The 11,134-nt window shown below is 67.7% G+C and carries 16 protein-coding genes; 6 read left to right on the top strand and 10 right to left on the bottom strand.

The features are described from left to right. The 5 genes from MHZ35_RS14820 to rpiB form a co-directional block, all read right to left on the bottom strand. Positions 1-371, bottom strand: a 371-nt coding sequence (locus tag MHZ35_RS14820; RefSeq protein WP_239436341.1) for a GIY-YIG nuclease family protein, incomplete at its 3' end; no start/stop codon positions are given. A 94-nt stretch (positions 372-465) separates the two neighbouring features. Beyond that, the gene (gene nrdR / locus MHZ35_RS14815; RefSeq protein ID WP_132882463.1) at positions 466-927 is read right to left on the bottom strand and encodes a transcriptional regulator NrdR; all 462 of its coding nucleotides are present in this window, start codon (positions 925-927) and stop codon (positions 466-468) included. After that, positions 928-1,095 (bottom strand): hypothetical protein, encoded by a 168-nt coding sequence (locus MHZ35_RS14810; protein WP_239436340.1) that lies wholly within the window; start codon positions 1,093-1,095, stop codon positions 928-930. A 2-nt stretch (positions 1,096-1,097) separates the two neighbouring features. Then, on the bottom strand, positions 1,098-2,405 hold the full coding sequence (glyA, locus tag MHZ35_RS14805) for a serine hydroxymethyltransferase (RefSeq protein WP_239436339.1): 1,308 nt from the start codon (positions 2,403-2,405) through the stop codon (positions 1,098-1,100). Positions 2,406-2,501: 96 nt separating this feature from the next. Continuing rightward, the gene (gene rpiB, locus MHZ35_RS14800) at positions 2,502-2,948 is read right to left on the bottom strand and encodes a ribose 5-phosphate isomerase B (protein WP_239436338.1); all 447 of its coding nucleotides are present in this window, start codon (positions 2,946-2,948) and stop codon (positions 2,502-2,504) included. Positions 2,949-3,037: 89 nt separating this feature from the next. Here rpiB and MHZ35_RS14795 point away from each other — a divergent pair, with 89 nt between their 5' ends. The 4 genes from MHZ35_RS14795 (at position 3,038) to MHZ35_RS14780 (ending at position 7,497) form a co-directional block, all read left to right on the top strand. After that, positions 3,038-3,520 carry a hypothetical protein gene (locus MHZ35_RS14795; RefSeq protein WP_239436337.1) on the top strand — a complete coding sequence of 161 codons (483 nt, stop codon included), beginning with the start codon at positions 3,038-3,040 and terminating at the stop codon, positions 3,518-3,520. Positions 3,521-3,591: 71 nt separating this feature from the next. Further along, entirely contained in the window at positions 3,592-6,582 is a 2,991-nt protein-coding gene (gene ileS, locus MHZ35_RS14790; RefSeq protein WP_239436336.1) for an isoleucine--tRNA ligase, read from the top strand. Next, a complete protein-coding gene (lspA, locus tag MHZ35_RS14785) occupies positions 6,582-7,097 on the top strand; it encodes a signal peptidase II (RefSeq protein ID WP_239436335.1) in 516 nt (171 codons plus the stop codon). The genes ileS and lspA overlap by 1 nt, the downstream gene beginning before the upstream one ends. Continuing rightward, entirely contained in the window at positions 7,090-7,497 is a 408-nt protein-coding gene (locus MHZ35_RS14780) for a DUF3035 domain-containing protein (RefSeq protein WP_125959115.1), read from the top strand. The genes lspA and MHZ35_RS14780 overlap by 8 nt, the downstream gene beginning before the upstream one ends. An 89-nt stretch (positions 7,498-7,586) precedes the next feature. On the opposite strand, the gene MHZ35_RS14775 is transcribed toward MHZ35_RS14780, so the two are convergent. The 4 genes from MHZ35_RS14775 to MHZ35_RS14760 all read right to left on the bottom strand — a co-directional run bounded on the left by MHZ35_RS14775 (position 7,587) and on the right by MHZ35_RS14760 (position 9,960). Continuing rightward, positions 7,587-8,399 carry a TorF family putative porin gene (locus MHZ35_RS14775; protein WP_239436334.1) on the bottom strand — a complete coding sequence of 271 codons (813 nt, stop codon included), beginning with the start codon at positions 8,397-8,399 and terminating at the stop codon, positions 7,587-7,589. A 168-nt stretch (positions 8,400-8,567) separates the two neighbouring features. Continuing rightward, on the bottom strand, positions 8,568-9,029 hold the full coding sequence (locus MHZ35_RS14770; protein ID WP_239436333.1) for a RidA family protein: 462 nt from the start codon (positions 9,027-9,029) through the stop codon (positions 8,568-8,570). 32 nt (positions 9,030-9,061) lie between these two features. Then, positions 9,062-9,688 (bottom strand): HAD family hydrolase, encoded by a 627-nt coding sequence (locus tag MHZ35_RS14765; RefSeq protein WP_239436332.1) that lies wholly within the window; start codon positions 9,686-9,688, stop codon positions 9,062-9,064. Next, positions 9,685-9,960: a DUF3572 domain-containing protein gene (locus MHZ35_RS14760; protein WP_239436331.1), complete on the bottom strand. Its 276-nt coding sequence runs from the start codon at positions 9,958-9,960 to the stop codon at positions 9,685-9,687. Before MHZ35_RS14760 ends, MHZ35_RS14765 begins: the two co-directional genes overlap by 4 nt. 38 nt (positions 9,961-9,998) lie before the next feature. On the opposite strand from MHZ35_RS14760, the gene MHZ35_RS14755 reads away from it, so the two are divergent. After that, positions 9,999-10,403 carry a response regulator gene (locus tag MHZ35_RS14755; protein ID WP_239436330.1) on the top strand — a complete coding sequence of 135 codons (405 nt, stop codon included), beginning with the start codon at positions 9,999-10,001 and terminating at the stop codon, positions 10,401-10,403. Between the two features lie 31 nt (positions 10,404-10,434). Here MHZ35_RS14755 and rpmG read toward each other — a convergent pair whose 3' ends face one another. Continuing rightward, positions 10,435-10,602, bottom strand: a complete 168-nt coding sequence (gene rpmG, locus MHZ35_RS14750) for a 50S ribosomal protein L33 (RefSeq protein WP_125959110.1) — start codon at positions 10,600-10,602, stop codon at positions 10,435-10,437. A 216-nt stretch (positions 10,603-10,818) separates the two neighbouring features. Here rpmG and MHZ35_RS14745 point away from each other — a divergent pair, with 216 nt between their 5' ends. After that, a complete protein-coding gene (locus tag MHZ35_RS14745; RefSeq protein ID WP_239436329.1) occupies positions 10,819-11,130 on the top strand; it encodes a hypothetical protein in 312 nt (103 codons plus the stop codon). The last annotated feature ends 4 nt before the right edge of the window (positions 11,131-11,134 follow it).

Genomic DNA, 11,134 nt, shown 5'->3' with positions numbered 1-11,134 from the left:
GACACGTTCGGGGAGGAGGAGGAGGGGGAAGGTGTCTCGTTCATGGTTCCGTTCGTCCTGAGTAGGGGCTGAGCCTGTCGAAGCCCCGTATCGAAGGACTTGCGCGCCAATGCCTGCACGCGGTTCCAGTCGCCCGCGATCAGCGCCTCTTTCTTCGCTCGCGACCAGCCTTTCAACCGGGTCTCTGCGGCGATCGCCTCTTCCCGGCTGTCGAAGGTCTCGCTCCAGGCCAGCATCACCGGCTGTCGCGTCGCGGTGTAGCCGGGGATGGCGCCGGACTGATGCTGTGCGATCCGGCGATCAAGGTCGTCGGTATGGCCGACGTAAAAGCTGCCACCGGCACAGCGCAGGAGATAGGCGTGGAAGGACATCGGCGTCTCCGTCCTTCGATACGCGGCTTCGACAGGCTCAGCCGCTACTCAGGACAAACGGCGGTATAGGCGGCGGGCCGGCGGTTGAGGAGCGCTACTCCCGCCCTACCTCGGCCACGTTCCCCGCAAACTCCTCGAAATCCCGCGCCTCGCGGAAGTCCTTGTAGACGCTCGCGAACCGGATGTAGGCCACCGAGTCGAGGCCCTTGAGCGCCTCCATCACCATCTCGCCGATGCGCTGGGCGGGCACCTCGCCGTCGCCGGTGGTTTCCAGCTGGCGCTGGATGCCCGAAACCAGCCGTTCGATCTGCGCCTGTTCGACCGGGCGCTTGCGGGTCGCGATCGCGACCGAGCGAAGCAGCTTCTCGCGATCGAAGGGTTCGCGCCGGCTTTCGCTTTTCAGCACCCACAGCTCGCGCAGCTGGATGCGCTCGAACGTGGTGAAGCGCGCGGCGCAGGCCTCGCACTGGCGGCGCCGCCGGATCGCCGCCCCATCTTCGGTAGGGCGGCTGTCCTTTACCTGGCTCGCATCATTTCCGCAGAAGGGACAGCGCATTCAGATCCGCTTCTTGGCCTTGAGATAGGCGTAGCCGGCGCCGGCCGCGGCGCCGATCACCGGGCCGATGAAGGGCAGGGGGATGGCGATCACGGCGCCGAGCGCGCCCCACTTCGCCATGCTCTTGCCCAGCGCCTTCTTCTGCGCGTCGGTCGAGTAGTCGGTCATGATCAGCCTCCGTAGATCGGGAACCGAGCACACAACGCGCGAACCCGCTCGCGGACCCCCGCCTCGACCTGGGCGTCGCCCGCCTCGCCCTTGGCGGCCAGGCCGTCGAGCACGTCGGCGACCATGTTGCCGATCTCGCGGAACTCGGCCGTGCCGAAGCCGCGGGTGGTGCCCGCCGGCGAACCTACGCGGATGCCGCTGGTCTTGACCGGGGGCAGCGGATCGAAGGGGATGCCGTTCTTGTTGCAGGTGATGCCCGAACGCTCCAGCGCCTCGTCCGCGTCGCGGCCGGTGACGCCCAGCGGGGTCAGGTCGATCAGCGCCAGATGGGTGTCGGTGCCGCCCGACACCACGTCGCTGCCGCGCTCCTTGAGAGTGGCGGCGAGCACCTTGGCGTTCTCCACCACCGCGGCGATGTAGCTCTTGTACTCGGGGCGCAGCGCCTCGCCGAACGCCACCGCCTTGGCGGCGATCACGTGCATCAGCGGCCCGCCCTGGAGCCCCGGGAACACCGCCGAGTTGATCTTCTTCGCGATCGCCTCGTCGTCGGTCATCACCATGCCGCCGCGCGGGCCGCGCAGCGTCTTGTGGGTGGTGGTGGTGACGACATGGGCGTGGCCGAACGGCGTCGGGTGCAGCCCGGCCGCGACGATGCCGGCGAAATGGGCCATGTCGACCATGAACTTTGCGCCGACCTCGTCCGCGATTGCGCGGAAGCGGGCGAAATCGATGTGGCGCGGATAGGCGGAGCCGCCCGCGATGATCAGCGTCGGCTTGTGCTCCTTGGCGAGCCGCTCGACCTGGTCATAGTCGATGAGGTGGTCTTCCTGTCGCACGCCGTACTGGACCGCATTGAACCACTTGCCCGACATCGCCGCCTTGGCGCCGTGGGTGAGGTGGCCGCCGGCATCCAGGCTCATGCCCAGGATGGTGTCGCCCGGCTTGGTCAGCGCCAGCATCACCGCGCCGTTCGCCTGGGCGCCGGAGTGCGGCTGGACGTTGGCGAAGCCGCAGCCGAAGATCTGCTTGGCGCGCTCGATCGCCAGCGTCTCGACCTCGTCGGACGGCGCGCAGCCCTGGTAGTAGCGCTTGCCCGGATACCCCTCGGCATATTTGTTGGTGAACACCGAGCCCTGCGCCTCGAGCACTGCCTTGGAGACGATGTTCTCGCTGGCGATCAGTTCGATCTGAGTCTGCTCGCGCGTCAGTTCATGCTCGACGCCGGAGAACACGGCCGGGTCGGCATCGGCCAGGCTGCGGGAAAAGAAACCGTCGGGCTGGACCTGGTGGGTCTGCGGATTGCTGCTCATGAATGCGCCTCCTGGGGCTCGGGCTGGCCGGTCGCGCGAGCCTTTAGGATGCCGCGCGCGCGAAGGCTACCCGTTGTTGCCCCAAATAGGCGCGCGTCAGCCCAGGGTAGGGCTGCTCAGCTTGTCAATTCGACGCTGGTGGCGCTCGCCGCCGAAGGGCGTCGTCAGAAACGCCTCGATGCACGCCTTCGCCATCTCGACGCCGACCAGCCGTGCACCCATTGCCAGCACGTTGGCGTCGTTGTGCTCGCGCGCGAGCCGCGCCGACAGCGGCTCGTTCACCAGCGCGCAGCGGCAGCCCACATGCCGGTTCACCGCGATCGAGATGCCGATGCCGGATCCGCACAGTGCGACGCCGAAGTCCGCTTCCCCGCCGCTCACCGTGCGCGCCAGCGCATAGCCGTAATCGGGATAGTCGACGCTGGCCTCGCCCTCCGGTCCCAGGTCCACGACCGCATGGCCGGCATCGCGCAGCCAGGCGACGAGCGACGCCTTCAACGCCACGGCAGCGTGATCGGAGGCGAGGGCGATGCGGTACGTCATGGGACAGGCCTTGAAGATCGGTGGTCGCTGCTGCCTAGCCGTGCGGCCGCGTGAAGGCTAGACAGGCCGCCCAACGCGGGAGGAACGCGATGCGCCGAACGATCTGCTTGTCGATGCTGGTGTTGCTGGCCGGATGCGAACAGCGCGCGGAGCGGCGCGCCGAGGGGGAAGCCGTCGAACGCGCGGTCCACAACAGCGGCCATGCCGCGCCGCAGGAAGCGCCCGCAGAAACGCCGACGCCTACACCCACGCCGACGCCAGCGCCGACAGTAGCGGATACCGCGGCGACCGACGCATGGATCGGACGCTGGCGTGGCGTCGAGGGGCTGAACCTGGTGATTTCCGCGGACGGCCAAGCGGGCTCCGGCCACTACACGCTGGAGATGCAATACTCGCTGGACGACAAGGGTGTGTTCCAGGGAGTCGCGGCCGGCGACACGATCCGCTTCACCCGGCCGGACGGGCCGCAGACGCTGCGCGCGACGGACGGTGAGGCGACCGGGCTCAAGTGGCTGGCCGACAAGAAGGACTGCCTGACGGTGAAGCCGGGCGAGGGCTATTGCCGCGACTGACGCCGCTCTGAGCCCCGCCCACCACTTCGCGCTTCACCCCCGGCCCCGCATCCTCTAATCGGCGCGGTTCCATGACCGACGAACCGAACGCGAAGCGCGACTGGCGCGACACCGTCTTCCTGCCGAAGACCGACTTCCCGATGAAGGCGGGCCTTGCCGCCAAGGAACCGGCGATCCTCGATCGCTGGGCGCGCATCGGGCTGTACGAACGCCTGCGCCGCGAGCGCGCCGGCCGCGAGCGGTTCATCCTCCATGACGGCCCGCCCTACGCCAATGGCGACATCCACATGGGCCATGCGATGAACAAGGTCCTGAAGGACATCATCGTCCGTTCGCAGACGCTGATGGGCAAGGACGCGCCCTATGTTCCGGGCTGGGACTGCCACGGCCTGCCGATCGAGTGGAAGATCGAGGAGCAGTATCGCGCCAAGAAGCGGTCGAAGGACGAGGTGCCTCCGGCCGAGTTCCGCGCCGAATGCCGCGCCTATGCCGCGCATTGGGTCGACGTGCAGAAGGGCCAGTTCCAGCGGCTGGGCGTGCTCGGCGACTGGGAAGACCCGTACCTCACCATGAAGTTCGAGGCCGAGGCGACGATCGCGGGCGAGCTCTTGAAGTTCGCCGAGTCGGGCCAGCTCTATCGCGGTGCCAAGCCGGTGATGTGGAGCCCGGTCGAAAAGACCGCGCTCGCCGAGGCCGAGGTCGAGTATGAGGACATCACCTCGACCCAGATCGACGTGGCGTTCGAGATCGTGGAGGCGCCGAACGCGCCGGAGCTGGTGGGCGCGCATGCGGTGATCTGGACGACCACGCCGTGGACGATCCCAGTGAACCAGGCGCTCGCGTATGGGCCGGAGATTGAATACACGGTTGTCGAATTTCAGGTAAGTTTGGGTAAGGATAAAGCGACTGCGGCGGCTTGGGATGCGAACGAAGCCGCTATACGCGTGCGTCCTGAGTTCTTGTGGCTCGATCGCCGCTTTGTTGTCTCCACGAATCTGATCCCCTCCATCGTGCAGCGCATGCAGCACTCATTGACGATCCTCGCGCGTGACTTCGGCATCATCGCGGACGGGATTGTCGTTGAGGAAGAGCAGCGTGGACCAGATGGCTTCTACGCCCCTGTCGTCGTGAAGGGCGCTGATCTCGCCGGCGCCACCGTCCGTCACCCGATGCACCATCTCGGCGGCTTCTTCGCAAAGCCGCGGCCGATGCTGCCGGGCGGCTTCGTCACCACCGATGCGGGTACCGGCCTCGTCCACATGGCGCCCGATCATGGCGAAGACGATTTCGCGCTGTGCAAGGCCTATGGAATCGACCCCGTGTTCGCGGTTACCGGCGACGGCAAGTACCGTGACGACTGGGCGTGGCTCGGCGGGCAGGGCAGCGTCATCAACCCCAAGTTCACCGCGTCCGGCAACGGCGCGAAGCTGGAGGAAGGGCCGATCTGCCGCGACCTGCGGGAAGCAGGCGCGCTGCTCGCCGCGTCGGACGACTTCCGCCACAGCTATCCGCATAGCTGGCGCTCCAAGGCCAAGGTGATCTTCCGCGCGACGCCGCAGTGGTTCATCCCGATGGACGCAGCGACTGGCGATACGGTGGAACCGGGCGCGGAAACCGCGTCGGGCAACGGCGCAACCCTGCGCGAGCTCGCGCTCGACGCGATCGAGCACACCCGCTTTGTGCCGGAAAAGGGCCGCAACCGCATTGCCTCGATGGTCTCGGGCCGTCCGGACTGGGTCATCAGCCGGCAGCGCGCCTGGGGCGTGCCGATCGCGCTCTACGTCCACCGCCAGACCGGCGCCTATCTGCGCGATCCGGCGGTGAACGCGCGCATCCTTGATGCCTTCCGTGCAGGGGGCGCCGATGCCTGGTTCCAGGCCGACCACCAGGCGCTGCTCGGCGCGGACTATCGCCTCGAGGACTATGAAGTCGTCACCGACATCCTCGACGTGTGGTTCGACTCGGGCTCGACCCACGCCTTCGTGGTCGAGGCGCGCTACGGCGCCGGCACCCGCGCCAACCTCTATCTGGAGGGTTCGGACCAGCATCGCGGCTGGTTCCAGTCTTCGCTGCTGGAGAGCTGCGGCACCCGCGGTCGCGCGCCGTACGAGGCGGTGCTGACCCACGGCTTCGCGCTCGACGGCAATGGCCGCAAGATGTCCAAGAGCCTAGGCAACGTCGTCGATCCGCTGAAGGTCATCGGCGAGTCGGGCGCCGACATCCTGCGCCTGTGGATCGCACAGACCGACTATTTCGAGGACGTCCGCATCGGCAAGGAGGTGCTGGCGGGCACCGGCGACACCTATCGCAAGCTGCGCAACACCTTCCGCTACCTGCTGGGCGCGCTCGATGGCTTCACCGACGAAGAGCGAGTCGCGGTGGCCGACATGCCCGAGCTGGAGCGCTACGTGCTCCACCTGCTCGGCAAGCTCGACGTCGAGCTGCGCGCCGCGGCCGAAGCGTACGAGTTTAACCGCTACGCGCGTGCGCTGACCGACTTCGCCAACGAGGATCTGTCGGCGTTCTTCTTCGATATCCGCAAGGACTCGCTCTACTGCGACGCCGCGGACGATCCCAAGCGCCGCGCCTATCGCACCGTGCTCGACCTGCTGTTCCACGCGCTGGTCCGCTACGCCGCGCCGATCCTGGCCTTCACCGCCGAGGAAGTGTGGCAGGCGCGTTTCCCCAGCGAGGACGGCTCCGTCCATCTGCTCGAATGGCCCGAGCTGCCGGCGCTGCCCGCCGACGACGCCGTCTCGACCAATTGGGACGACGTCCGGCGCCTGCGCGAGCGAGTGACGGAGGCGATCGAGCCGCTTCGGCGCGAGAAGATCGTGCGCTCCAGCCTGGAGGCCGAAGTCACCGTTCCCGAACTGCCGCTTCCCGAGGACGCGCTTGCCGAGGCGTTCATCGTCGCTTCAGTGGCGAAGGGGGAGGGTGACAAGGACGGTGTGGGCGTGGTCCGCACCCACCGCCACAAATGCGGTCGCTGCTGGCGCCACCTGCCGGAAGTTGCAGTGGACGATGCGCTGTGCCACCGCTGTACCGAGGTAGTATCCTGATGCAACGCACCCGCCTTCACGGCTTCCTGCTCGCAGGGCTGATCTTCATCGTCGACCAGGCGGTGAAGTTCGTCGTCACCGGTCCCCTGGGCGTGTCCCGGCCGGGCGACGAACGCCTCCTGCTGCCGATCTTCGACCTGCGCTTCGTGCCGAACGTCGGCGTTTCGCTGGGGCTGTTGCCCGCCGACAGCAGCGTGATGCGCTGGCTGCTGGTGTTGCTCACCGCCGCGATCGCGAGCGGTGTCGCCTGGTGGATGCTGCGTGAAAAGAGCCGGCCGGACCTGTTCGCGCTCGGCCTGGTGCTGGGTGGTGCGCTCGGCAACATCCTGGACCGGGTGCGCTTCGGCTATGTGGTCGACTTCCTCGACCTGCACTTCGGGACGTGGCGCCCGTTCCTGATCTTCAACGTCGCCGATGCCGCCATCACCATCGGCGTGCTGATCCTGCTTGTCCGCGCGGTGCTGGTGCGCGACAAGCCCGCCGAAACGCCCGCTGGGGAGAAGGTAAATGCGTAAACTTCATGCCGCCGCGAGCGTCGCGCTCGCCCTTGCTCTCGCGGGCTGCGGCTCGTCGGGGCTCAACCGCGCCCGTCCGGACGAGTTCGCGGTGGCCCGCCAGGCGCCGCTGGTGATCCCGCCCGACTATGCGCTCGTGCCGCCGCAGCCCGGCGCGCCGCGTCCGCAGGAAGTCGGCGCCTCGACTCAGGCGCTGCAGGCGATGTTCGGCGGCCAGGCGCAGCGTAGCGCAAGCGAGCGCGCGGCCCTGACGCAGGCCGGCGGCAACGACGCGGCCGATGCCGGCATCCGCTCCGGCCTGGCCGATCCCGACACCGCCGTGGTGGACAAGGGCTCGACCACCCAGGACATCATCGCGGCACCGGAAGGTGACGGCCAGGCAGCGCGCACCACGCCCTGATCCCCGGGTCACAGCTGGTACCAGAAAGGGCCGCGACGTGAGTCGCGGCCCTTCTTTGTTGGGCCCGCCCCGGATCAGGCGGGCGGCCGTCAGAAAGCAGCGGTCAGCGAAACCACCACGGTGCTTGCGGCAATCGGGCTGCCGTCCTTGGTCTTGGAAAAACCGGAGCCCAGATACGCCGACTCGCGCCGGGTGATGTCGGTGTCGACATAGGCGACCCCCAGCGTCAGCTGGTTCCAGGTCGCGTCCACCCCCAGCAGCCAGTCAAAATACTCGCCGGTCGGCGACAGGCTGGTGCCGTTCGGGCCCAGGCCTGGATTCCCGTTCGAATAGCCGATGTGCGCCTTTGCCGTCAGCGGCGTCGAAGGAATGCCGATCGTGCCGTCGCCGGACAGGTAGAGGTTGTCGTCGCGATCGCCGTCGGGATGCGCCATGAAGTTGCCGAGCGACGTCTGCTTGGGCGCATAGAAGACGCCCGCCGTCAGGTTCGCCGGGCCAGCGGTACCGGAAACCTTGCCATAGAACTCGACCACGTCGGTCTCGTCCGCGCCGCCGGGATAGGTGTACCAGGTGACGCCCACGTCATAGGCCGCGTTGCCGACCTCCCCCTTGTAGCCGGCGACCAGGTCCAGCTCGATATTGGCCCCGCCAAACGTGCCCCAGCCCGCAAGGTTAGAGCCCCAGGTGGCGACGTAGAAGCCGCTTTCATGCGCGATGGTGATGCCACCCTGCAGCGCGACTTCCTTGTCGCTCTGCGAGACACCGCGGAAGCGATAGTCGGACGCGACGCTGGCGCTGCCGCTGACCGTGATCGGCTGGGGAGGGTCGGTTTCCTGCGCCCAGGCAGGCGCGATGCTGCCGACAGCGGCGAAGATCGAAAGAAGTATGTTGGAGAAGCGCATCGTGACCCCCTTGAGGTGATGGTTCTCCTCCTGCTTGCGCCCTGGGGTGTCGTCCGCACCCCCTGTGACGCGACACGAAGGTGCCGATCAGCGGGTGCGGACACAACGCTTGTTTCGTCGACGTCGCGTTTTGGGATCGGAATGTTGCGTTGCAGCAACAGACAGCGATCAGCGTAGTTCCAGGATCGCGTCCACTTCCACGACCGCACCGAGCGGCAACACCGGGACGCCGACCGCACTGCGCGCGTGCTTGCCGGCCTCGCCGAAGACGGCGACCATCAACTCGGAGGCGCCGTTGGCGACCTTGGGCTGGTCCGTGAAGCTGCCCGCGCTGTTCACGAACACGCCGAGCTTCACCACCCGCGAAACGCGATCGAGGCCGCCCAAGGCTTTCTCGGCCTGGGCCAGCAGCATCAGGGCGCAGCGGCGTGCCGCCTCGACGCCATAGTCGAGGTCCCGGTCCTCACCGAGCCGGCCGGTCATCAGCGCGCCGTCCTGGAACGGCAGCTGCCCGGAGATGTGGAGCAGTCCGCCGGTCTCGACCGCCGGGACATAGGCGGCGACGGGCGCGGCCGCTTCGGGGAGGGTGAGGCCGAGTTCGGCCAGCTTCGCGGGGATGTCGGTTGCCATGGCGTGGGTCATCCCGCGAGGCCGGGCAGGGGTCAAGCCTCCGCCGGCGATCCCGCCTCGAAGCGTGCCGTGATCCATGCCGCGGCGTCTCGCCAGTCGTCGATTCGCGCGTGTGCAGCTGGGGCAGGGGGCACGTGCGGGGCAAGGCTGGGCTCTGACACCATGTGCAGCCGGTGGACGCCCGGCGCATGCTGCGCCACCGAATCATGGTGCGTCGGCAGGTCGTCGACGAAGACCGTGACCGGGCTGCCGTGCTCCGCCACCAGTCGCGCCACCGGCTCGCCCTTCGGGCCCTGGTTGCATTCGACACGGTGGACGATGCCATGGGTCGACAGCTGTGTGATCCGCGACTCGCGGCAATGGTCGCGCAGGTTGGTGAGGATGATGATCTCCGCGCGCTGCCCGAGCGCCTCCAGCGCCTCCGCAGCGTGCGGCACCAGCGTCTGGCGGTCCATCTCGGCGGGGAAGAAGCCGTCGATGAGCGACCACATCCGCTCCCGCGTGACGAGTTCGCCGTCCGTGCGGTGGCGCATCGCCTTTTCGAAGCTGCCCTCCGCCAGCTGCAGGTCGATGTCGTGGTCGGTGTCGAGCCAGTCCCGGAAGTGACGCACCATGTGGAGCAGCACTTCGTCGCAGTCGCAGATCAGCAATGGCTTCATGGTCGCTCCAGCACGCGCCTCGCGCGGGTCAGTTCCTCAGGCCCCACCTGCAAGCTCTCGGCACAGGCGATCAGGTCGGGTTCGTGATTCTCGAGATAGCCGATCACCGCCGCCAGGAAGCCGGGGGTATCGGCCCGCGCCCGCAGGACGTCCGGCGTGATGCCCGTCACGTCCAAGAAGCGGCGCGCCCGCTCCGGATCGGCCAGCACCCAGCTCAGCGCGCCGAGCGACAGCGTCGCCGCCGCTTCGGCGTTTGTCTCATGGGGCGCCATGCCGTAGTACCTCGGGGATCAACAATCGGGTCTTGGACGTGACAAAAAGGGTACTCGTTGTCGAGGACAACGAACTCAATCTGAAGCTGTTTTGCGACCTGCTGCGGGCGCACGGGTTCGTGACCGAGCCGGTGCGCGACGGACGTGAAGCGGTGGCGCGCGCGCGCGTCTTTGCGCCCGATCTGATCATCACCGACATCCAGCTGCCGCACATGACGGGCCTGGAGCTGATCGGGCGCCTGAAGCTGGATGCAAAGCTGCGCCACATCCCGATCATGGCGGTGACCGCCTATGTGGGACGTGAGGATGAGGAGCGGATCCGCGCGGCGGGCGCGAACGCTTATGTCACCAAGCCGATTTCGGTGGTGCGCTTCGTCGGGGAGGTGCGGGCGCTGCTGCCGCGTCAGGCCGACGAATCGGCGGACGCGGCGCTGGCCGGCTGAGACCGCTCCGCTGGCGCGGAGCGGCAACCGATTACTTGATCTTGGCTTCCTTGAACTCGACGTGCTTGCGCACGATCGGGTCGTACTTGCGGAAGCTGAACTTCTCGGTCTGCGTGCGCGGGTTCTTCTTGGTGACATAGAAGAAGCCGGTGTCGGCCGTGCTGACGAGCTTGATCTTGACGGTGGTCGGCTTTGCCATGACCCTGAAATCCTTCGGTTCGCGGTACCGGACAGCGTTGAAAAACAAAAAGCGGCGCGCGCAAATCGCGGCCGCCCACAGGCTGGGCCGCATGCGTCACCTGCCCGCGGTTGTCAAGGCAAACACGCTGCTTGCCTGCTCCACCCTTGCTGTTTCATCGTTCCTTCACGTGAGGATGGCACCATCCCGCGGCAAGCCAAGGAGAGGGCCCAAGCGATGATCGAGGCAGTTGTAGGCGCGCCCGTGGAGTTCGAAAGCGGTCTGGCCGCCTTGCGCCGCGCCAGCGACCGCGGGCCGGTGCGGCACCTGGCAGCAGAGGTCGAGGGGATTCGCCGCCTGGCTGCCGCGCAGGGGCTCGTCGGGGCGGCGCCGGTGATCCGGGCGATCGACTCGGCGCTTGCGCGCGGCGAGCGCGGTGCGTTGCTGCAGGGGCTCGTCGTCATCCTTGAGGACGCACTGGCGCAGCGGGAACCGGGCGACTCGAGCTCGGTCTACGCCGCCGCCTGTTCGGTGCGCCTCGCCGGCTGAGCGC

Source organism: Sphingomonas sp. ACRSK (genome assembly GCF_022346685.1).
In the GTDB taxonomy this organism is placed as follows: Bacteria; Pseudomonadota; Alphaproteobacteria; order Sphingomonadales; family Sphingomonadaceae; genus Sphingomonas; species Sphingomonas molluscorum.
Note: the sequence above shows the minus strand (reverse complement) of the source record. Positions and strands in the feature narration are given on the sequence as shown.

Bases quoted from the DNA above. Each gene is read 5' to 3' on its own strand.
- nrdR (WP_132882463.1), bottom strand. From the start codon at position 927: ATGCGCTGTCCCTTCTGCGGAAATGATGCGAGCCAGGTAAAGGACAGC.
- MHZ35_RS14810 (WP_239436340.1), bottom strand. From the start codon at position 1,095: ATGACCGACTACTCGACCGACGCGCAGAAGAAGGCGCTGGGCAAGAGC.
- glyA (WP_239436339.1), bottom strand. From the start codon at position 2,405: ATGAGCAGCAATCCGCAGACCCACCAGGTCCAGCCCGACGGTTTCTTT.
- rpiB (WP_239436338.1), bottom strand. From the start codon at position 2,948: ATGACGTACCGCATCGCCCTCGCCTCCGATCACGCTGCCGTGGCGTTG.
- MHZ35_RS14795 (WP_239436337.1), top strand. From the start codon at position 3,038: ATGCGCCGAACGATCTGCTTGTCGATGCTGGTGTTGCTGGCCGGATGC.
- ileS (WP_239436336.1), top strand. From the start codon at position 3,592: ATGACCGACGAACCGAACGCGAAGCGCGACTGGCGCGACACCGTCTTC.
- lspA (WP_239436335.1), top strand. From the start codon at position 6,582: ATGCAACGCACCCGCCTTCACGGCTTCCTGCTCGCAGGGCTGATCTTC.
- MHZ35_RS14780 (WP_125959115.1), top strand. From the start codon at position 7,090: ATGCGTAAACTTCATGCCGCCGCGAGCGTCGCGCTCGCCCTTGCTCTC.
- MHZ35_RS14775 (WP_239436334.1), bottom strand. From the start codon at position 8,399: ATGCGCTTCTCCAACATACTTCTTTCGATCTTCGCCGCTGTCGGCAGC.
- MHZ35_RS14770 (WP_239436333.1), bottom strand. From the start codon at position 9,029: ATGGCAACCGACATCCCCGCGAAGCTGGCCGAACTCGGCCTCACCCTC.
- MHZ35_RS14765 (WP_239436332.1), bottom strand. From the start codon at position 9,688: ATGAAGCCATTGCTGATCTGCGACTGCGACGAAGTGCTGCTCCACATG.
- MHZ35_RS14760 (WP_239436331.1), bottom strand. From the start codon at position 9,960: ATGGCGCCCCATGAGACAAACGCCGAAGCGGCGGCGACGCTGTCGCTC.
- rpmG (WP_125959110.1), bottom strand. From the start codon at position 10,602: ATGGCAAAGCCGACCACCGTCAAGATCAAGCTCGTCAGCACGGCCGAC.
- MHZ35_RS14745 (WP_239436329.1), top strand. From the start codon at position 10,819: ATGATCGAGGCAGTTGTAGGCGCGCCCGTGGAGTTCGAAAGCGGTCTG.